At 49.4% G+C, this 22,223-nt stretch carries 16 protein-coding genes and 1 pseudogene; 8 read left to right on the top strand and 9 right to left on the bottom strand.

The annotated features are described in order from the left end of the window. The first annotated feature begins 29 nt into the window (after window positions 1-29). On the top strand, window positions 30-1,310 hold the full coding sequence (locus tag DWW90_RS14045) for an O-acetylhomoserine aminocarboxypropyltransferase/cysteine synthase family protein (protein ID WP_122345407.1): 1,281 nt from the start codon (window positions 30-32) through the stop codon (window positions 1,308-1,310). A 53-nt stretch (window positions 1,311-1,363) separates the two neighbouring features. On the opposite strand, the gene DWW90_RS14040 is transcribed toward DWW90_RS14045, so the two are convergent. Together DWW90_RS14040 and DWW90_RS14035 are read right to left on the bottom strand one after the other, a co-directional pair. After that, window positions 1,364-1,723 carry a hypothetical protein gene (locus DWW90_RS14040; RefSeq protein ID WP_122345430.1) on the bottom strand — a complete coding sequence of 120 codons (360 nt, stop codon included), beginning with the start codon at window positions 1,721-1,723 and terminating at the stop codon, window positions 1,364-1,366. 457 nt (window positions 1,724-2,180) lie between these two features. Continuing rightward, window positions 2,181-3,317, bottom strand: a complete 1,137-nt coding sequence (locus DWW90_RS14035; protein ID WP_199662201.1) for an aldose epimerase family protein — start codon at window positions 3,315-3,317, stop codon at window positions 2,181-2,183. Window positions 3,318-3,454: 137 nt separating this feature from the next. On the opposite strand from DWW90_RS14035, the gene DWW90_RS14030 reads away from it, so the two are divergent. The 3 genes from DWW90_RS14030 (at window position 3,455) to DWW90_RS14020 (ending at window position 10,555) form a co-directional block, all read left to right on the top strand. Then, window positions 3,455-4,249 (top strand): thymidylate synthase, encoded by a 795-nt coding sequence (locus DWW90_RS14030; RefSeq protein WP_122331543.1) that lies wholly within the window; start codon window positions 3,455-3,457, stop codon window positions 4,247-4,249. A gap of 42 nt (window positions 4,250-4,291) precedes the next feature. After that, entirely contained in the window at window positions 4,292-4,789 is a 498-nt protein-coding gene (locus DWW90_RS14025; RefSeq protein ID WP_122345405.1) for a dihydrofolate reductase, read from the top strand. Window positions 4,790-4,885: 96 nt separating this feature from the next. Then, entirely contained in the window at window positions 4,886-10,555 is a 5,670-nt protein-coding gene (locus DWW90_RS14020; protein ID WP_122345404.1) for an alpha-2-macroglobulin, read from the top strand. A 99-nt stretch (window positions 10,556-10,654) separates the two neighbouring features. Here the strand turns inward: DWW90_RS14020 and DWW90_RS14015 are convergent, their stop codons facing one another. The 4 genes and pseudogenes from DWW90_RS14015 to DWW90_RS20845 all read right to left on the bottom strand — a co-directional run. Beyond that, window positions 10,655-11,296 (bottom strand): outer membrane beta-barrel protein, encoded by a 642-nt coding sequence (locus tag DWW90_RS14015; protein WP_233547762.1) that lies wholly within the window; start codon window positions 11,294-11,296, stop codon window positions 10,655-10,657. Between the two features lie 30 nt (window positions 11,297-11,326). Next, window positions 11,327-11,698 (bottom strand): BACON domain-containing protein, encoded by a 372-nt coding sequence (locus tag DWW90_RS14010; RefSeq protein WP_122345403.1) that lies wholly within the window; start codon window positions 11,696-11,698, stop codon window positions 11,327-11,329. 224 nt (window positions 11,699-11,922) lie between these two features. Further along, on the bottom strand, window positions 11,923-13,152 hold the full coding sequence (locus DWW90_RS14005) for an ATP-binding protein (RefSeq protein WP_122345402.1): 1,230 nt from the start codon (window positions 13,150-13,152) through the stop codon (window positions 11,923-11,925). Window positions 13,153-13,913: 761 nt separating this feature from the next. Beyond that, window positions 13,914-14,100: pseudogene (locus tag DWW90_RS20845) on the bottom strand (hypothetical protein); the annotation flags it as partial. Between DWW90_RS20845 and DWW90_RS13990 the strand changes: the two are divergent. From DWW90_RS13990 to DWW90_RS13975, 4 genes are all read left to right on the top strand, one after another. Beyond that, window positions 14,092-14,469 (top strand): DUF1573 domain-containing protein, encoded by a 378-nt coding sequence (locus tag DWW90_RS13990; protein ID WP_115499372.1) that lies wholly within the window; start codon window positions 14,092-14,094, stop codon window positions 14,467-14,469. The pseudogene DWW90_RS20845 and the gene DWW90_RS13990 overlap by 9 nt on opposite strands. Before the next feature lie 27 nt (window positions 14,470-14,496). After that, window positions 14,497-15,612, top strand: coding sequence for a DUF1573 domain-containing protein (locus DWW90_RS13985; RefSeq protein WP_115499373.1), 1,116 nt, complete (start codon window positions 14,497-14,499; stop codon window positions 15,610-15,612). Window positions 15,613-15,705: 93 nt separating this feature from the next. Continuing rightward, complete coding sequence (gene meaB, locus DWW90_RS13980; protein WP_122345400.1) at window positions 15,706-16,806, top strand: methylmalonyl Co-A mutase-associated GTPase MeaB; 1,101 nt, start codon at window positions 15,706-15,708, stop codon at window positions 16,804-16,806. A gap of 172 nt (window positions 16,807-16,978) precedes the next feature. Continuing rightward, window positions 16,979-19,381 (top strand): PQQ-binding-like beta-propeller repeat protein, encoded by a 2,403-nt coding sequence (locus tag DWW90_RS13975; protein ID WP_122345399.1) that lies wholly within the window; start codon window positions 16,979-16,981, stop codon window positions 19,379-19,381. Between the two features lie 112 nt (window positions 19,382-19,493). Here DWW90_RS13975 and pfkA read toward each other — a convergent pair whose 3' ends face one another. The 3 genes from pfkA to cmk all read right to left on the bottom strand — a co-directional run bounded on the left by pfkA (window position 19,494) and on the right by cmk (window position 22,138). Then, window positions 19,494-20,474 (bottom strand): 6-phosphofructokinase, encoded by a 981-nt coding sequence (pfkA, locus tag DWW90_RS13970; protein WP_122345398.1) that lies wholly within the window; start codon window positions 20,472-20,474, stop codon window positions 19,494-19,496. A 96-nt stretch (window positions 20,475-20,570) separates the two neighbouring features. Next, window positions 20,571-21,443, bottom strand: coding sequence for a 4-hydroxy-3-methylbut-2-enyl diphosphate reductase (locus DWW90_RS13965; protein ID WP_122345397.1), 873 nt, complete (start codon window positions 21,441-21,443; stop codon window positions 20,571-20,573). Between the two features lie 2 nt (window positions 21,444-21,445). Continuing rightward, window positions 21,446-22,138 carry a (d)CMP kinase gene (gene cmk, locus DWW90_RS13960; protein ID WP_122331537.1) on the bottom strand — a complete coding sequence of 231 codons (693 nt, stop codon included), beginning with the start codon at window positions 22,136-22,138 and terminating at the stop codon, window positions 21,446-21,448. Window positions 22,139-22,223 lie beyond the last annotated feature (85 nt).

The raw sequence follows: 22,223 nt of genomic DNA, 5'->3' as shown, positions 1-22,223 counted from the left end.
TAACAAATACTTAGTAAAACATTACCATAATGAACAATCCATTAAAGCCGGAAACCCTCTGTGTGCAGGGAGGCTGGCAACCGAAAAAGGGAGAACCGCGCGTCCTGCCTATCTATCAGAGTACGACATTCAAGTATGACACCAGTGAACAGATGGCCAAACTGTTCGACCTGGAAGAAAGCGGATACTTCTACACCCGTCTGCAAAACCCGACCAACGACGCCGTTGCGTCCAAGATTGCAGCTCTGGAAGGCGGTGTAGGCGCCATGCTGACCTCTTCGGGACAGGCTGCGAACTTCTATGCCGTATTCAACATCTGTGAGGCGGGCGACCACCTGGTTTGTTCTTCTACTATCTACGGCGGAACGTTCAACCTGTTTGGTGTGACGATCAAGAAATTGGGCATCGACGTGACATTCGTAGACCCGGATGCGCCGGAAGAAGAGATATCGGCAGCTTTCCGCCCGAACACGAAAGCGCTGTTCGGCGAAACGATGTCCAACCCGGGCATGAGCGTGCTGGATATCGAGAAGTTCGCCCGCATCGCCCACAGCCATGGCGTTCCCCTGATTGTCGACAATACCTTCGCCACACCTATCAACTGCCGCCCGTTCGAATGGGGAGCAGATATCGTGACCCACTCTACGACCAAGTATATGGATGGCCATGCGACAAGCGTCGGCGGTGCAGTAGTAGACAGCGGTAACTTCGACTGGGATGCCCACGCAGACAAATTCCCCGGCCTGACAACTCCGGACGAATCCTATCACGGCCTGACCTACACGAAAGCTTTTGGCAAGATGGCCTATATGACAAAGGCGACGGCACAGTTGATGCGCGACTTAGGTTCCATCCAATCTCCGATGAACTCATTCCTGCTGAACCTGGGACTTGAAACCCTTCACCTGCGTATGCCGCAGCACTGCAAGAACGCACAGCAGGTAGCCGAATGGTTAGAAGCGAACGAGCAGGTGGCTTGGGTCAACTTCCCCGGCCTGAAGAGTAATAAGTATTATGAACTGGCTCAGAAATATATGCCGAACGGCACGTGCGGTGTCATCGCTTTCGGCCTGAAAGGTTCCCGCGAAGATGCCATCCGCTTTATGGACAACCTGAAGATGATTTGTATCGTTACGCATGTGGCCGACGCCCGCACCTGTGTCCTCCACCCTGCCAGCCATACGCACCGCCAGTTGTCGGACGAACAGCTGATCGAAGCAGGCGTAGCTCCCGACCTGATCCGCCTCTCCGTCGGTATCGAGAATGCCGGCGACATTATCGCAGACATCGAACAAGCGCTGAAAGGATAACACCATTACAAATGGTATAAACATGGAACACTGATAATACAAACTTTTAATCATTATTCCGTCCGGCTGATTGTGAGGATCTCCGAGAAAGAGATAGGCCATTCGATTGCATTCATCAGGGTTTCAAATGCAATCCGAAAATTGAGGGGAACATGAGTATAACCGGAATAGAAATCACAGACAGTCAACGCAAGTAGCATCTTCTTATTGTAGTGCATGCCTTTCAAGACAACCAGGCTGGACAAGACCGACGCCGAACGCGCCTGTTCGAAGTCAGAATCGGTTATATTCATTTTCCCTTTCAATGATTGATAGTGGCGGCAAGCCTCTATATCGTCTTCCGCCCCCATAGCCTTCATAACATCCAGTAAAACACAACATATTGCAATTCTTTCCGATTCACCTGAGCTCATACTGCTATTATTGCCGCCCTGCTCCCCTATGTTTGGCATCTATATGTTAAAAAGCGTGGGAACTGTAATCTACTATTCGAAACTGAGGCATCGCCAAACACCCATCGGACAAATAATAAACAACAGCCCACGCTTTATTCTATATACACGAGTATATATAACAAGCGTGAGCGTCCAGTTGTCTATTATCTTTGTCCGAGTTGAAAGTTGGCGATTTTCAGTTCCAAAGATAATATCTTAAACGCTTAAAGCTTCCTACCATAAAACAGCCGAAAAGTCAAAGCTCCGACGATTTTAGGTCTGCCACAAAGATAAGCAAAAACGATGAACTATATAGTTTACAAAGAAACATTAACAGATATGAATCTAAGATTTCCCGCAACCAAAAAGGGCGGCCTTTTACAGCCGCCCTCCCCAATCTTCCGATTGTCAAAAATCCCCCTTAGATATCGTGTAATTATTTCTCTACCGTAAATTTATAAAGGCATTCGCTGAAGTATTTCTCACCCGGACGCAGCACTACACTCGGGAAGTTCGGCTGGTTGGGAGAGTCGGGATAATGCTGTGTTTCCAGGCACAAAGCACCGCGATGCGGATAGACAACACCCAGTTTTCCCTTATCACCGGCTTTCGCCATTGCGTTTCCTGCATAGAACTGGATACCCGGTTCGTTAGTGTAGACTTCAAGACCGATGCCGCTTTTTGCCGATACGGCTTTTGCAGCCAGGACATTCATGTCACAATTATTATTCAAGACCCAGTTATGGTCATATCCTTTACCTCTTACCAACTGTTCGAACGGCTCATCGATATGAGTACCGACAGCAACCGGCTGGCGCAGATCCATCGGAGTACCGGCTACATCTTCCAACACTCCGGTCGGGATCAGTGTCTCGTCTACCGGAACATATGTGTCGGCATTAATCATGATCGAGTGGTCCAGAATCTGGGAACCCGGAACGCCGGAAAGGTTGAAATAGCTGTGATTAGTCAAGTTGACAACAGTCGGTTTGTCTGTCGTAGCCTCGTATTTGATATCGACAGCATTGTCGTTTGTCAGCGTATAGGTAACCTTTACGTTCAGATTACCCGGGAAACCGGCTTCACCGTCTTTGGAAAGATAAGTCAGTTCGACAGTCTGGTCGTTCACCTGTTTGGCATCCCAGACAACCGTGTGGTAACCGTTCGGGCCACCGTGCAGGCAATGGCCGTTGTTGTTCAGCGGAAGCTGGTAGTCGTTGCCGTCCAATGAGAACTTACCGTGTGCGATACGGTTGCCGTAACGTCCGATCAACCCGCCGTAGTTGTTATCAGGATTGTCGACATACTGCTGGATATTGTCGTAACCTAAGACGACATCCGTCATCTTGCCGTCTTTGTCGGGCACCATAACCGAAACCAGGCGTCCTCCCCAGTTTGTTACACAAGCTTCTGCACCATTCTGGTTTTTCAACACATATAATGCGGTCGGTTTTCCTTGTACTTCTGATACGAAATCAGATTTCATCAGTCCAGAAAGAGTGGCTTCCTCTTTTTTCTCCGTACATGACAACAAAACACACATTGCCATGACAGCCATACATAGTCTCTTCATCTTCGATACTAATAAATTAATGTTTGTTAGATATGCTGGCAAATATACAGTATTATTGTCAAAAACAAACGATGCTGCTGAATAATGTTGTTTAATACAAATCACTTTCGTACATTTGTGTGCATTAATAGAGAAAAATGAAACAATATTTAGATTTACTCGATCGTGTCCTCCGTGAAGGAGTTAAGAAAGAAGACAGGACCGGAACCGGTACATACAGTGTGTTCGGACATCAGATGCGCTTCAATCTGGAAGACGGTTTTCCTCTGCTAACGACCAAGAAACTGCATTTGAAATCCATTATATATGAACTGCTATGGTTCCTCCAGGGCGATACCAACGCAAAATACCTGCAAGACCATGGTGTACGTATCTGGAACGAATGGGCGGATGCAGACGGCAACTTAGGGCATATCTACGGTTTCCAATGGCGTTCATGGCCGGACTATAAAGGCGGCAGCATCGACCAGATCAGCGAGGCGGTGGAAACAATCAAGCACAATCCCGATTCGCGCCGTATCATCGTCAGCGCCTGGAATGTCGGGGATTTAGACAATATGAACCTGCCTCCCTGCCATGCATTCTTCCAGTTTTATGTGGCAGACGGGCGTTTGAGCTTGCAGATGTACCAGCGCAGTGCCGACATCTTCTTAGGCGTTCCGTTCAACATCGCGTCGTACGCACTGTTATTACAGATGATGGCTCAGGTGACAGGCCTGAAAGCCGGAGATTTCGTGCATACGCTCGGTGATGCGCATATCTATACGAACCACATCGAGCAGGTGAAGTTGCAGCTGACACGCGACCCGCGTCCGCTCCCCCGTATGGAGATCAATCCGGAAGTAAAGGACATATTCAGCTTCCAATACGAAGACTTTACTCTGACAGGATACGACCCGCACCCGCATATCAAGGGTGAAGTGGCCGTCTAAATAAAAATAAAGACAGCAAGATTTATTAAATTCGATAAGTTTATGAGTACTATTTCAATTGTAGCAGCTATTTCCGACAACAATGCTATCGGGAAGAATCTGGGACTGCTCTGGCACATGCCGGCAGACATGAAGCGTTTTAAAGACCTGACAACAGGCCACGCCGTAATAATGGGACGTAAAACTTTCGAGTCTTTACCTAAAGGCGGACTGCCCAACCGCAAAAACGTAGTACTGACGACCATGCCGGAAGCCGGTTTCGTCAATTGCTTCGCTTGCGAGTCGATGCACGACGCTTTGGATATTTGCGAAAAAGAAGAAGACATCTTCATCATCGGCGGTTCCTTAGTTTACAGACAAGGATTAGGCATTGCCGACAAGATGTATCTGACCCGCGTACACGGCGACTTCCCCGATGCGGACGCGTTCTTCCCGGTTGTCAACTGGGATCTGTGGGAAGAGGTGGAACGCCAGGAATTCGAGGCAGACGAGAAAAATCCGTACCCTTACACATTCCTGACTTACGTGCGTAAAAAATAGAATTACTCCTATTTAACAGTAGTTTTACAACTTTTTGCTCTTTCTTTGTATCTATACACTAAAGGTTGTTTGTTTAACAAGTAAACTCATATAGATATGAAGATAAGAGCATTCATTGTTTTAGCCCTGATCGCTTGTGGAATATTGTCTACGGTATTCTACGTGCAGGCAAACCGGGCCTCTCTCGATGAGAAGGCGATAGCAGAAGCCATCCAAACGAAAAACACGCCGCAGTTAATCCAGTCGCTTATTACGAAGATGAAGAATCAACTGGAGAAAGACAGCGAGACTTTCCCCGAACTGATAAAAGAGGTGGAAACATATACCGCCGTATGTCCCGATTCGGCCTCTGTCGCCATACTCCACTCCATGATTGCGGAGATGTATAACAACTATTACAGACAGAACCGCTGGAACATCAACCAGCGGACGGAACTCACCGGTTACGTGCCCGACGATATCCGCGAATGGACCTCCAACCTCTTCACGGAAAAGATTAAACAGGAACTGACACTCTCCCTCGAACCCGCCCGTTTGCTGCAACAGACGCCGGTCGGCCAATACAACCTGATCCTGAAGAAAGGGAAAGACAGCCCCGAACTCCGTCCGACACTGTACGATTTTCTGGCTTTCCGCGCCATCGGGATACAGCCGGCGGCAGAATGGTATAACGACCTGATCGCCTTCCGCCGCACCCAGCCGGAAAAGAAAGCCCTGCTGCTGGACGAATTGGACTACTGGCAATATAAATACGACAACCGGCTGACAACCTCCGCAGACTATAAAAACGCATTAGACAGCCTGTTCCAGGTGTACGGAAAAGAACCGTTTGCCATCGAAATAGAGATCGCACAGATGCATCGCCTCCAACGCGAACGCTATCAGGGCAACAAAGCGCACCAGGATTCCATCCAGGCCGCCATCTACGCACTTTGCAAGGAAAGCATCGCCCGGTACGCTAAAAACGACCGCGTCAACGCGTTCAAGAACCAATTAGGGCAAATGGAAATGCCCGTCCTGAACGTCGAATCGCAGAACAACGTCTATCCGGGAAAGAGCCTGACGCTCCGGATCAGATACACCAACACCCCGCAACTGACCGTCCGCATCTACAAAAGCCTCCGTCAGCCGCAGGATGCCTGGCGGAACTATAATAAAAACAACAAGAACATGTTGGGCGAGTTAGTGAAAGAGCAGACGTTCAAGATGAATATGCCCGACACCTACACCGAAGGCGATTCCACACTCTCCATTCCGATGGATAAATTAGGATTATACGAATACGTCATCACGGTTCCGGGCAAGCAACTGACCGTCTCCAACCGTTTCAGCGTGAGCCGCCTGGCCGCCCTTACCCGCAGCCAGACGAACAACTCGGAAGTGCTCGTCACCGACCTGGAAAGCGGCAAACCCATCGAAGGCGCAACCGTGATCTACTACAAGACCGATATGATGAAGGGAACGCTTCAACGCCAGGGAGAAGTGAAGACAGACCATTTAGGCATCGCTGTCCTTCCCGCCAAAAAGAAGATCGAACAAATCCGTCCGGTCTTCCGCGAAGACACCGCTTCCATCATCACGAGCATCTATCCTTACGGCTCTTTCCGTCCGGAAAAGGAACAGGTGGAACTGTCTCTTTTCACAGACCGCGGCATTTACCGTCCGGGACAGAACGTCTTCTTCAAAGGGATCGCTTACGTAAAAGACACGGACGATCCGCATGTAGTGGCGGGACGAACCTATACCGTCACCTTGCGCGATGCCAACTACAAAGAAGTGGCAAGCAAAGAACTCACGACCGACAAATTCGGCTCCTTCAACGGCGAGTTTACCATACCGGCACAGACATTAAGCGGCAACTTTACCCTCGTGTCGGAAAGAGCCCGCACGAATATACGGGTGGAAGAATACAAACGTCCGACCTTCAAGGTGGACTTCCTGCCGATCAAGGAAGAAGTCACATTCGGCAAACCGGTCAAAATTACGGGTGAAGCACAGACATTCTCCGGCATCGCCCTTCAGGCAGGCGAAGTCAACTGGACCATCACCCGCCGCCCGTTCTGGGCACGTTTCTATATGCCGAATCCATTCGATTATACAACCGAGCAGGTCGCCAACGGAACGGCAAAGGTCGACAGCAAAGGCAACTTCACCCTCTCCTTCGTTCCCGAACGGCCGGAAACGACCGGCATGCGCCCCGCCTACCAGAGTTATGAAGTAACGGCAACCCTGACCGACAGCAAAGGAGAAACACAGGAAGCGCAATACACCTTCTCCGTAGGCGACACCGGCATCCTGTTGGATATCCAAATGCCCGGAGAGGAAATGGAAAACGACTCCGCCAAAGCGGTGATAACGGCCTATACGGTAAACAGGCAGAAAGCATCCGCCGAAGGCAGTTACACGATTTACTCCCTGTCAGACGAGAAGACAGAACCGGACCAGTTCGGCCTGGATCAGTATAAGATAGACAAACTGATGACCGTCGGCACCTTTATAACGGGAGACGAACTCTCGCCCGCCCTGTTCCGCAACCTCCCGGCCGGACGTTACCGCCTGGAAGTGAAAGCGACCGACTCCAACGGAAAAGAAGTTTCTGCCAGCCAGGACTTTATCCTCTACAGCCGCCGGGACAAACGCCCGCCGGTATTCATGCACACCTGGCTGATCGAGGAACGCACGACCTGTGAGCCGGGAGAAGACGCCGAGTTTATGTTCGGCACATCCGACAAGGATACACACGTCTTATACGAAGTCTACAGCAGCGACCGGAAATGCACGGAACGGAAATACATCCGGATGAGCGATGAGAACCGGACGTTCCGCCTCCCGTTTAAGGAAACGGACGGAGACGGGTTTACCGTCACCTTCACCTTCGTCAAGGAAGGAAAGATGTACGTCAAGCAGGTTCCCGTCTACCGCCGCCAGCCAAACCGGAGACTGAACATCCTGGCCGAGACATTCCGCGACCACCTGCTGCCTGGCAGCAAAGAAAACTGGAAATTCCGTATTACGGATGCGGATTCCGTCGCCGTCACAGCCGAAGTGCTGGCCAGTATGTACGACGCATCATTGGATAAGATCATACCTTTCGGCTGGTCATTCGTCCCCAAAAGATATATTAATCTCTATGCCCCGCAATTCTCGGAAGGGACAGCCTTTACAAGCAACAACAAGTACGAGACGGGAACAAACAAGAACCTGCGCATACCCGAATACCAGTACGACCGCCTCAACTGGCAGGATGTATTGTCTTTAGGCTCCCGCTACGGAAGTAACCGTGTCTACGCATCCGGAGTCATGATGAAATCGGCGGCCGCCCCGGCTGTGGCCGAAGTCCTCAGCATCACCGAAGACAGTGCACCTCTCGAAGAATCCGCCGTACAATCAGAGCAGATTTTTGCGTCTAAGGAAGATATGGGGCAGGCTTTGTACGGCAAGAGATTGCCCGAACCGGTCAAGCTACGCGAAAACTTCGCCGAAACCGCCTTCTTCTATCCGGCGCTCGTGACCGGCAAGGAGGGCGACGTTGCGTTCAGTTTCACGATGCCCGAAAGCAATACGACCTGGAAACTGCAACTGTTAGCACAGACGGAAGACCTGAAATACGGCTACCTGTCGCGCGAGATCATCACTAACAAGCCGCTGATGGTGACCCCGAACCTGCCGCGTTTCCTGCGCCAGGGCGACGATGTGACAATCACGGCACAGGTCAGCAACCAGTCCGGCGAAACCCTCAGCGGACGCGCCAGCCTGGAACTGTTCGACCCTGAGGGCGACCAGCCGGTCGTCTGCCTGACCAAATCGCAGAAACCATTTACCCTGGCGACCGACAGCACGACAACCGTCAGCTGGTCTTTCCGCGTCCCCGCAGCGGCGAATGGCGTTATCGGCTGCCGCATCATAGCTGATTCGGACAAGGGAAGCGACGGTGAACAGCACCTTATCCCGGTTCTCTCCAACGAGATCTTAGTGACGGAAAGCACCCCGTTCTACCTCTTCGACAAGAACGAAGAAGTGATCCGCCTGAAAGACCGTAGAGACGCACGGCCGTTCCGCACGACACTCGAACTGACGGCCAACCCCATCTGGTACGCCGTCCAGGCCCTGCCGACCCTCACGCAGCCGGAAGACGACAACGTCATCTCCTGGTTCGCCTCTTACTACAGCAACACGCTGGCAAGCTACATCGCAACGGCCCATCCGCGCATCCAGCAGGTTATCAGCCAGTGGAAAGCACAAGGCGGAAACGCCTCCACGCTCTATTCCAACCTCGAAAAGAACGCGGAACTGAAAGACATCCTCCTGCAGGAAACGCCCTGGGTATTAGAAGCAAGCAACGAGACGGAGCAGAAACAACGCCTCTCCCTCCTTTTCGACCTGAACCGGGCAGCCGGGCAACGGGAAATCGCCCTCCGACGCCTTCTCGACCTGCAAAGGCCGGACGGCGGGTGGAGCTGGTTCAAAGGCATGTATCCAAACCAGGAAATGACACTCTATATCCTGAAAGGAATGACTCAGTTAGTGCAGTTGAACGCCATCGGGTATAACCAGCAGGAAAAGGAGATGCAGATGAGAGCGCTGAAGTTCATCGACCAGCAAATCCAGTCCGACTACGAAGCGCTCCAAAAGATCAAGAACTGGCAGAAAAACGAAATTTCTCCCTTGGAAATCGAATACCTGTTTGTCCGCAGCGCCTACCGCGACATCCCGGAACTGGGTTCGGCCCGCGAAGCGATCCGCTACTACACGAACTTAGCGGAAAAGCAGTGGAGCAAACAATCCATCTACGGAAAAGGTGAAATCGCCTGGCTGATGCTGCGCAACGGCAAGAAAGAGGTTGCAAACAACATCCTCGCCTGGTTGCGCAAGACGGCGACCACATCCGCCGACCGGGGCATGTATTGGGCGAACAACCGGAGCGGCGCAAGTTTCTTCACCTCACCGATCGACACGCATTGCCTTTTGATGGCCCTCTTCAACGAAACGTCGGCCAACCGGCAGGAGACCGACCGGATGAAGCAATGGCTCCTCAGCCAGAAACAGACGCAAAACTGGCCCTCCGTCCCGGCCACAGTCAACGCCATCTACGCCTTGCTGCTGACCGGAAGCGACTGGCTGAGCGACAGCAACACCTGCACCGCCGAATGGGGTAAGGAAACCTATAGCACCACAAACGGCGAGTTGGCCACCGGCTACCTGAAAGTCACCCGTTCGGAAGAAAAAACCGTTGCATCCGGCGGAAACACCATCACCATCCGCAAGGAAGGCACCGCGCCTGCCTGGGGAGCTGTCTACGAACAATACCTCCGGAACATCAACGACATAAAGAAACAGAAAGGAGCACTGAACGTCGAGAAGATGCTCTTTGTCGAGACGAACAACGGTTCCGAACGGCAACTGCGTCCCGTCACGCCCCAGCAACCGCTCCGTGTCGGCGACAAAGTTATCGTACGCCTGACTGTCCGCACCGACCGCACGATGGACTACGTCTTCCTGAAAGACCTCCGCGCCGGATGTTTCGAACCGGCTACCCAGCTTTCCGGTTCGACCTATCGGGACGGAGCCTGGTATTACCAGTCGCCGACGGATGTATCGGAAAACTTCTTCTTCGACCGCCTGCCCCAAGGCACATACGTCCTGGAATATGCCGTATATGTGTCACGCCCAGGTGAATACGCAGGCGGCATCAGCACGATCCAATGCCTGTATGCTCCCGAGTTCGTGTCGCATACGGAAGGAGGACTTTTAAAAGTGGACTTCTAAACCGAAAGTAACCGGCAAAGGGATTAACTTGAACTCTTTGCCGGTTACTATTTTTTAGCATTGATTATTGGTATAAAATATACAGATTTGTTTCAATGATCATTTAAAAATCGGAACAAAGATCGACACCTGCAAGTCTCTTGTATCTGTATTGCCGACTACATAATTCCAGTAAATTCGCTTGAATCCGTTTTTATAAGAGAGATCGACTTGAAACCAGTTGAAATCATAGCCTATTTTTACAACAAGAGGGATATCGAATTTATTATCTGCCAGGTTAACTTTGGCTTTCGTATTAAAATAGATCGTCGGTTCTACCCCGATTCCTGCTTTTAGTCCTTTCCACAACTTATAGCCTACAGTTGCATTCAGGGATAATCCGTTAAATAATTTGGTATCATCATAAATAGCTCCACCCGGCCATTGTTCACCGTAGTCTAAACTTTCACCTCCTCCCTCTTCTTGATAAGCGATGTTTACTCTTCTCGCTTGATATAGCAAAGCAGCATCAATTAATAAATGATTTTTAAATTCATATTGGAACTGATATCCAGCATTAAAACTGAAACGGTGATCCCATTTCAAATCCCTTTCCCCTGTCAATCGAGGGGATTCAACTTTTGACTTGTGCATCCAGCTATCACCTCCACCAACTACAATACCCGATTTAAGCTGTGCGTTGGATACTAAAGGAAGCAACAGCAGGTACGTAAATACAAATAGATAAATTGTTCTTCTCATGGCGATATTTTTTTGAAATGTTTTACTTGATTATTCTATCCCTCTTTGATTAACAGTCATACGAGTATAAATATCTGAACTTTTGAAACCAATGACAAAAGAGCGTTCTTCTCCATTATTTGAACTGACTTTAATTAAAAGCGATACTCCTTTGTCTTTTTTTATTAGTGTGTACCATTTCATGTTTATGGTATCTCCTTCTACTCGATTGCCATTTTCGTCTCCTACTGCCATTTGCCAATGGTCACGGTTCGCTTTTACTTCTACTTCCTGTTGCCGAGAGTCTAAATTAATGACATCTTTTTCAAACTTAAATGAGCCAACAGTCGTATAATCAACCTTGTGACAAGCAGGACTGAGCAGTAGAGGCAACACAATTAAAAAAATATGGAGCTTTTTCATCTGGAATTGTTTTATAGGTTGATAAACACCATTCGTTTGAATCGTAAAGCTATGAATTTGCAGGCTCCCATCCAAATGAATAGCTATGAATTTGTCATTATCAGCATCATTTTCTTTTGATCTTTAAACAATGAGTATAATCGTCTAAGATAATTCAGTGACAACCGTTCATCCTTTCTTTCGCACAAACCATTATGACAGTCTTGAATATCGAAAGAAGATTCTTAAAGTGCTGTCATTAAAAACTCACGTATGTGAATCTGTTGGATGCCTTTTTCATTCGTCCCGGCGTTAAACTCATCCATGCTAACAACATATTTAGGATAATGGTCCGTGATATTCATCAAATTACCAAATTCACGTTCTCTTGTTCTCTCATCCATAAGTTGATAAGCCACTTGAATATAGATACGATTCCCGTTTTTTGACCCTATGAAATCAATTTCGTAGTTTCCTTGTTGGCCTACTTTAACATCATAGCTACATCGAAGTAAATGAAGATACACGGCATTTTCTAATAGTTTTTGTATCTCTTTGCCTAAATTATATCCTCGGATTACATTTCGTAGACCTAAATCTTCGAAATAATATTTTTCTCCTATTTCAAAGATTTTTAGTCCGTTTATATCCATTCGATTTACCTTATGGATAAAAAAAGCATTGAGTAAGGGTGTTATATAATTAATCACAGTTTGGGTTGAAACGGTAGGACGTTGGGATTTCAGATATTTTGCAATATTGGATGCAGAAAACATATTCCCGAGATTGTCTGCTAAATATTCCACTAAGTCATTTAAGAATGATACATTTCGGATATTCTCCCGCGCTACAACATCTTTCAGTAGAATCGTGGAATATACATTGCGTAAATATTCAAAAGCATGAACCTCTTCCGTTCCGATTACTTTTAAGTAGGGCATTCCACCTATTGTCAGATATTTATAGAGACTCTGGTTGCTATCTTCCAATGTGAAAAAACGAAGGAATTCTGCATAGCCTAAGCTATGGATCGGGAATTCAATGTATCGGCCGCTTAAATGTGTGGCAAGCTCCCCTGATAACATAGACGCATTGCTTCCCGTACAGGTAATATCGCAAACTCCCTCTGCCAATAAACATCTTAAAGCATATTCAAAGCGTTGTATTTCTTGTACTTCATCAATGAATAGGAAGTTTTTACAGTTTTGTTGTAAATTGGTATGTACATATTGGTATAAGTCGTCATCTGTCCGGATAAATTCGTGAGGCTTTAGCTCCCTGTTAATATATATGAGATGAGCATTTGGAATCGTTTTTTCGATGTAATCCATTAGCTGATACATGATATAGCTTTTCCCGATTCTGCGCTGGCCTACCAGGATTTTTATAATGTCTTTTCCTATAAAAGGCTTGATACGCTCAGTGTAAATCGGGCGATCTATATAATCTCGGGTAAAACGAATTTTGTCAATCATAATGGATGCTTTTTGCAAATATAGTAATTTTGTCAATCATAATGGATGAATTTGCTTGCGATTTTAGTGCTGTTCGCTTTTACTTCTAAAGTATATTTTGATTTGATAAGTAAGAGGCACTTTTCGGCATCCGCGGATTATCTCTTCAAAAGAATTAATATCGGGAATGAAATCCTTTTTCTGCAAATTGGAAAATTGACAATAACCCCCATTTCAGCCGTTTTTCTATTTCGTCCAAAATCTTGATCGATTTTGGATTGACTCTTTTCACGGTTTAAGCTCCCCTTTCTGACAATAGGAAAAACGAGGTGCGCAGCCCGTTCCAGAAAGCGTGCAATTTGATTACCGGGAGGTGAAAACACCAGCAAAGTGATAAACCTTAACTCCTGGAGAATCGAATATTTGCGGACGAAGGCGGACGGCGTTCCAAATATCCCAAGGAATTTATGAGGGCTTGTCACCGTGAAGTGCGCAGAAAATTGCCGTGAAGTAACGCTTCATCGCTCTGAAGGTTGACTTCGCACTATATGAAGTCAGACTTCAGAGCAACAAAGTTCCGGATCAGAGCAATAAAGTCCCTCTTCATGACGATAAAGTGCCTGATCATAGGAAAAAGCCCCTTTTTGACAACTGCAAAGCTGATTAACATTTGTTTTGTTTCGAATGTCTTTCGAACCGAAAAAATGCGTTTTATACAATAAGCCTCCCACATCGCAGGCCCTCTTTCTTGTAATTGCAAATGCGCAACGGCCCGTTGCGCATTCGAGCGCATTGTTGCCCCAACCGATTTGTTTTTGACTTTCTGATAACAATTTACCAATATCCCAATATATGGTAAGCATTTCTTCATTGGCTGCGTAAATACTCTCATCTTTTATTTCTTAATCGCAGATTTTTTGTCTAAATTTGCATCTTAAACAATAGCTAAATAAAGAGAAGATGAAACAGATTATTTTTATTTTCATGACAATCCTGCTGGCTACAGGAATGGCGTCAGCGCAAGGCAAAGCTGTAATTTCAGCAGATGAGACCTCTTTCGATTTCGGTACAATCAAAGAGGCGAACGGAAATGTATCGCATACTTTTAAGATCAAGAATACAGGCGAAGCCCCGCTCGTCCTGACACGCGTCATTGCTTCCTGCGGTTGCACGACACCGGAATGGACCAAAGAGCCGATCGCCCCGGGAAAGACAGGTGACATCAAAATCACGTATAACCCGAAAGACCGCCCGGGTCCTTTCGTGAAGACTATATCCGTTTACAGCAATGGTAAAACCGGTAGTTTTATCCTGACAATCCGGGGAGAGGTAGAATAATAACACAGGAAAAGCGAATCACTTAGAATGTTGAACAGAAACAAACTAATCTCTATCCTTGCCGGCATACTGTTTGCAACAAGCAGTATGCTGGCACAAAATAACGCCCAAATCAGCGCTGACGAACTCATCTACAACTTCGGAACGATTGGAGAGTCCGACGGATTGGTCAGCCATGTCTTTACAGTCAAAAACACAGGTGACGGCCCGCTCGTCATCACACGGATTACAGCCTCATGCGGTTGCACGCAACCGGAATGGTCCAAAGAGCCCATCGCCCCGGGAAAGACCGGAGAGGTGAAAGTGACCTACAACCCCAAAGGACGTCCCGGTCCTTTCTACAAGACAATCGCGATCTACAGCAACGGAAAGAAAGGCAGTTTCTCGTTAGGCATCAAAGGTAACGTGACGCCCAAAGAGGCACTCCCGATACTGATTTATCCGTACAGCATCGGCGACCTGAAACTGCAAACAAAGAATATCCTCTACAGCACGATTCGTCCCGAAGAGACTTTAGGGGAAAAAATCAGCGTAATCAATGAAGGAAAGACATCCCTGACCATCCATTTAGGGAAAACGGCCCATTACCTGAACGTCGTAGCCAACCCGACAAAGTTAGCTCCCGGCGAAACAGGCGAAATATCCATCCTGATGAACGCGAAAGAGGCTAAACGGAAGGGGCGCGTAGCAGACGAAATCCCCGTAACGATCGAGAGCATCGGACAGAAGAAAGGGACGGAAGGCGAGATACACGTGGCTGCCAATATCATAGACGACTTCAGCAAACTGACCGCATCCGACAAGGCGAAAGCTCCGATAGCCCAACTGTCCGGCACGTTGCTCGATTTCGGCAAGCTGCCCGATAAAAGCAGCTTCATCCCATTGGTCGGCGGAAGGGTCAGCGGCACGATCGACGTGACCAACTCGGGCAAATCGCCGCTCATCATCTACAGCGCGACCTGCGACGACGAACGCGTAGCCATCTCCGGAGGTAAAAGAGAAATCAAACCGGGCACGACAGCCACCTTCAAAGTGACCGTACGCCCTAAAGAGATAAAGACAAAGCTGGAAGCCCTTATTAACCTCGTATGCAACGACCCGAACGGTCCGGTACGGTTAGTGAAGGTGACAGCGGAGAAATAATATGCCAATTATTCAATATGCCAATATGCCAATGCAGAGAAAGACTTCTTAATTGGCACATTGGCATATTGGCAAACTAAATAATTATTTATTATGGAACATCCCGAAAACGACGATCTATACAAAGGATTAAAGGTAAACAAGGGAGTAGCTGACGTACCGACAGTCAATCCTTATCTGAAAAGAAGAGTTCAACGCAAAGAATATACGCCTTCCGAGTTTGTGGAAGGAATCCTGAAAGGAGACATAACGATCCTCAGCCAGGCTGTGACACTGGTGGAAAGCGCCAAATATGAACACCAGCAGGTTGCACAGGAAATCATTGAGAAATGCCTGCCGCATGCCGGCAAGTCCGTCCGCATCGGTATCACCGGAGTGCCGGGAGCCGGTAAAAGTACGTCTATCGATGCATTCGGTATGCACCTGATTAACGAAGGACGCAAACTGGCAGTCCTGGCAATCGACCCGAGCAGCGAGCGTTCGAAAGGCAGTATCCTCGGCGACAAGACCCGTATGGAGGCGTTGTCGCGCGAGAAGAATGCCTTTATACGCCCTTCGCCATCGGCCGGTTCGTTGGGAGGCGTGGCACGCAAGACACGCGAAACGATTGTCCTTTGCGAAGCTGCCGGATTCGACACGGTATTCGTCGAAACGGTCGGTGTCGGACAGAGTGAGACGGCTGTCCATTCGATGGTCGACTTTTTCCTGCTGATCCAGCTTGCCGGTACCGGTGACGAACTGCAAGGCATCAAGCGCGGTATCATGGAAATGGCAGACGGCATCATCATCAACAAGGCGGACGGCGACAATATCGAAAAGGCGAACCTTGCCGCCGCCCAGTTCCGCAACGCCCTGCATCTGTTTCCGGCTCCGGAATCCGGCTGGTTCCCGAAAGTATTGACTTACTCCGGCTACTACAACTTAGGAATCAAAGAAATCTGGGATATGGTCGGCGAATACATGGAGTTCACCCAAAAGAACGGCTACTTCAACTACAAGCGTAACGAGCAGGCCAAGTATTGGATGTATGAAAGCATCAACGACACGCTTCGCGAAAAGTTCTATCACAACCCGGCTGTCGAAGGCATGTTAGGCATGACCGAACAGCAGGTATTGAACAACGAAATCAGTTCGTTCGTCGCTGCTAAGCGGATGATGGATTTGTTCCTGGATAACTTGTCCGGAAAGAAATAAAAAAACGGGATTGTCAAAAGTCAGTATTTACCGGACGCAGATGACGCAGACGAGCGCAGAGTAACGCAGAAATTATTTATTATTTATAAAGTCTGCGTCCGTCTGCGTATTCTGCGTCATCTGCGTCCGGTTTATTAGATCAGACACGACCCTTCATTTTATCTAAATTATCATGAAAAAGAAAAGACTTATACTGCTATTACTAAGTTGTGCCGCGTTCGTGCCGGTAAGCGCCGCCTATCAGGGCCGCGTGTATGTAGATGCCAACCGGAACGGAGTCTACGACAAAGGAGAGAAAGTATTGAAAGACGTCCGGGTTTCCGACGGGCTAAACGTTGTGAGAACAAATGCCGAAGGTCTTTATACGCTTCCCGGACACGAACGGGAACGCTTCATCTTCATCACGACGCCTTCAGGCTATAAGACGGATAACCGGTATTACCGGCGGATCAGCGGGGAAGAACAAGCCTACGACTTCGGGCTGCAACCCTGGAAAGGACGCATCCGGCAGGACGGAAGCCACAAGTTCATCCACATCTCCGACACCGAGATATTCAACACCGACGATCAGGAAAGCTGGGCGAACAACGTCCGCGATTACGCCGCCAACCAGGAAATCGCCTTTATCATCCATACCGGCGATATCTGCTACGAGAACGGATTGAAGAAGCATATCCACCTGATGAATACGTCAAACATGGACTGCCCGATGTTTTACTGCCTCGGCAACCACGACCTGGTAAAAGGGAAGTATGGGGAAGAGGTCTTTGAAAGTGTCTACGGGCCGGTCTACTATTCCTTCGACTTCGGCAACGTCCACTATATCGTCACGCCCATGGCGGGAGGCGACCATCAGCCGGGCTACACGAAAGAAGACGTCTATCGCTGGCTGAAGAATGACCTGGCAGAAATCCCGGCAGGCAAACCGGCCATCGTCTTCAATCACGACCTGCTGACCTCCGGGGATGAATTCGTATTCGGCATCAGCGACAGCGAACAGATCAACCTGAACGAACACAATCTGAAAGCCTGGCTCTACGGACACTGGCACAATCACTTTGTCCGCAAGCAAGGAGATGTCCTGACTATTTCGACGGCGACACTCGACAAAGGCGGCATCGACCACTCGACCTCCGCTTTCCGCGTGATAGACGTGGACCGGAAAGGAGATGTCCGGACAGCGCTTCGCTATACATATATAGATAAGTCTATCGAAATAGCGTCTATCTCCAATGATGCGTGTGCAATCACTGCGGACGGAAAACTCCCGGTCTCGGTCAATGCCTACAACGCGGTTGCGCCTGCCACGCATGTCACCTGCAATTGCATGGCAGACGGGAAAACAGTCGTCCCGGAAACGCAGCTTTCCCAAAACACGGACTGGAACTGGTCGGGCACGGCCAAACTGCCGGCAGACTGCAAAGGCAAGCGTGTTTTCATCACCGCCAAGGCTGTGTTCAATAACGGAGAAACAGCCGTCCGCCGCTCTTCCTTCCTGTACGGACCGGCGGAGACAGCTAATACGCCGCAGCTTGCCTGGATACGCAATGTCAATGCAAAATTATACTTTGCCTCTCCGGTCATTGCCGGCGGAAAAGTATATGTCGCTTCCCTCGACGAAGACTTAAAAGGGGAAAGCGCAGTCTCCGCCCTGGATGCAAACTCCGGCGAACTGCTATGGAAATGCCCGGTGCGCAACTCCATCAAGAACGCGATTGCCGTAGACGGCGGAACGGTCTTCGCGCAAGATGCGGAAGGCTATTTATATGCAATCGACGCACAAACCGGCAAGTTGAAATGGGACAGGAAAATGAATGTAGCCGGACTCCCCGTGCTTGTCGACGGACTGACAGCCGCCAACGGTATCGTCTACGCAGGCAGCGGAAAAGGATTCGGGGCATACAACGGAAAGACGGGCGAACCGCTCTGGCTGAACAAAGGCTGGGCACAAGGCGAGGCGACCACTTCAAGGCCATTGTTAGCTGACGGAGTAATCGTTTCGGGTGCCAACTGGCGGGGCTTCTACGGCAACGATGCGAAAACGGGTGAACTGCTCTGGAAACTCGATAAGGACGGAATCACTGACCGGGGCGCCACGCCTGCGCTGGTCGACGGCTTGCTCTACGTCGCCGCCCGCAAGTCTCTCTTTATCATCGACAGCCGTTCGGGCAGAGTCGTCGTCCGCAAAGAGCTGCCGTTCAACGTACAGGTAAACTCGACTCCGTTAGTCACTGACAACCTGATTATTGTCGGCACACAGACCGATGGCATGGTTGCACTCGACCGCCAGACTTTCGAGGTCAAATGGACAGCCCGGACATCGCCTGCCCTAATTTACACCGCACCCTATTCGCGCCATCCGGCAGCGACAATCGAGACAAGCCCTGTCCTGATCGGCAAGACCGTCTACTTCGGAGCTTCCGACGGAATCATCTACGGAGTGGATAAAGAGAGCGGACGGACAATTTGGAAACATAAAACGGGAGCACCTTTATTCTCCACGCTAACAACTGACGGCAGGATGATCTTCGCCGCCGACTTCGGAGGGAATGTTTATGCTTTCAATATAAACTAAGAAGGGACGCAGATTACGCAGACGAGCGCAGAATAACGCAGACTTATTTATCAATTAAATATTATCTGCGTAAATCTGCGCTCGTCTGCGTAATCTGCGTCCCCTAAATCCTTTAGATAGAGGAAACACGTAATGTGTCCAGCAAATCGCGGTTTATCGGTTTGTCGTTCTTGATTGCTTTGGAGAAGGGAACGTAAACGATCTCATCGTTCTGGATGCCCATCATCACATTGCGCTGGTCATCCAGCAGAGCGTCAATAGCGGCAACGCCCATGCGGGTTGCTAAAATACGATCCTGAGCCGTCGGCGAACCGCCGCGCTGCAAGTGTCCTAAGATGGAAACACGAACATCGAACTGCGGATATTCCTTCTTCACACGTTCGGCCACGCCCATAGCACCGCCGGTCACTTCGCTTTCCGCTACCAGCACGATACTACTGTTCTTCGATTTGCGGAAACCTGTTTCAATCATTTCTGCCAACTGGTCTTTCTCCATCGATATTTCCGGAATAATGGCAGCTTCCGCACCCGAAGCAATCGCTCCGTTCAGGGCAAGGAAACCGGCATCGCGTCCCATCACTTCGATAAAGAACAGACGGTCGTGAGAAGTCGCCGTGTCACGAATCTTGTCCACACACTCCATAATCGTATTCAGAGCCGTGTCGTAACCGATCGTCACGTCAGTTCCAAACAAGTCATTATCGATCGTTCCGGGCAAGCCGACGATCGGGTAGTTAAATTCCTGCGCAAAGATACGGGCACCGGTCAAAGAGCCGTCGCCACCAATCGAAACCAGGGCATCGATTCCGTGCTCCACCAATCTGTCATAAGCCAGCTTACGGCCTTCCGGAGTCTTGAATTCCTCGCAACGGGCAGTCTTCAGGATCGTACCGCCGCGCTGGATAATATTACTTACGTTCTGAGTCTTGAAATCTACAATTTCGTCGGTTATCAAACCCTTGTATCCACGATAGATACCTTTGACGGACATTCCGTTATAAATAGCGGAACGTGTCACTGCCCGAATGGCAGCGTTCATTCCGGGAGCATCACCTCCGGACGTTAAAATGCCAATACACTTAACTGCAGACATAGCGTCTTATATTTTAATTGTTCGCGGCAAAAGTAATAATTATTTGCCAAAATGCTGTCTTTTTTCCAAAACTTCATGCAATCTTAATCCGAAAAGTCAACGTCCGGAATTCAGTTCCCGGATGCGGACCGCCACTTCCTCCATCAACCACTTCGGTGTAGATGTGGCCCCGCACACGCCGACACTTCGCACGCCTTCCGGCAACGGCTCGGCAATCTCTTTTGCCTCTGAGATAAAGACCGTATTCGGATTAGCCTTCCGGCATTCCTCCAACAACATCTTCCCGTTGGAGCTTTTCTTTCCGGCAACGAAATAAACCCAGTCATGCCGGGACGCAAAGACCTTGATGTTCGGCAACCGGTTGGCCACCTGTCGGCAGATCGTATCGAAATATTCGAACTGCACACCGTCCGCCATACGTTGTTGGATGGCCGTCACCACCTCGCGGAAACCGTCGAGCGACTTGGTCGTCTGGGAGAAGAGGCAGATATTCCGGTTAAAATCCAGCCGGTCCAGGTCCTGCACCTTCTCGATGACGATAGCCGTGCCTTCCGTCTGTCCGACCAGGCCGTTCACCTCGGCATGCCCTTTCTTCCCGTAGATCACAACCTGCGTATGGCTGTCGCGCGTCGCTTCGTAGCATTTATGGATCTTGCGTTGCAGGCGGAGCACAACGGGACAGGTCGCATCCACAATCGTGATGTTGTTCCGCCGGGCGATCTCATACGTCGAAGGCGGTTCGCCGTGTGCACGGAGCAGCACTTTCTCCCCTTTCAGGCGGCTGAACTCGTCGTGTCCGATCGTCCGCAAGCCCGAAGCCTCGAGCCGCTCCACTTCGAGGCTGTTGTGCACGATGTCCCCGAGGCAATACAATGTATTCGTATTCTTCAGTTCGCGTTCGGCACTTTCGATAGCCGTCACCACACCGAAGCAAAAGCCGGAACCGTTATCTATCTCGACTTCTATCATAATCAATCCGCCGTTACGACCTTCTTATACTGTTCCAACAGCCAGGCTTTCTGCTCGGCAATCGTCATCTGCGAGTTATCTAACTCCAGCGCGTCGTCGGCTTTACGGAGCGGACTTTCCGCGCGCGTCATATCGATATGGTCACGTGTCTTCACGTTTTCAAGCACCTCCTCGAAAGAAGCCGCCTCGCCTTTGGCCTTCAGTTCGTCCAAACGGCGCTGGGCACGCACTTCGGGGCTGGCTGTCACGTATATCTTCAGTTCCGCATCCGGGAAGACAACCGTTCCGATATCCCGTCCGTCCATCACGATTCCTTTCGCACGGCCCATCTCCTGTTGCTTGGCAACCATCGCACGGCGCACAAAACCCAACGCGGCGATCGGGCTTACCCGGTTGGCTACTTCCATTCCCCGGATTTCCTTTTCCACCTTTACGCCGTTCAGATACGTGTCGGGCCGTCCGGTTTCCGGGTTCAGACGGAAGGAAATATCGATGTCGTTCATCGCGGCCTGTAACTTCGGTTCGTCGATCCCGCCGTCCGTAAAGAATCCATGTTGCAGGCTGTACAACGTCACGGCGCGATACATCGCTCCGGTATCGATATAGGTATAACCCAGCTCCTTCGCCAGGTCTTTCGCCATCGTGCTCTTCCCGGTAGAAGAGACACCGTCTATCGCTATAATTATCTTTTTCATCGTTCGATATTATATTAATGTAAGAGGATACAAATATACAACAGTTTGCGGCTCCCTTCTGCATAATTTATCCGATTCATCCTCG

Source organism: Parabacteroides sp. AF17-28 (genome assembly GCF_003479205.1).
Taxonomy (GTDB): domain Bacteria; phylum Bacteroidota; class Bacteroidia; order Bacteroidales; family Tannerellaceae; genus Parabacteroides; species Parabacteroides acidifaciens.
The sequence above is the reverse complement of the archived record's forward strand: the minus strand, read 5'-3'. Positions and strand labels throughout refer to the sequence as shown.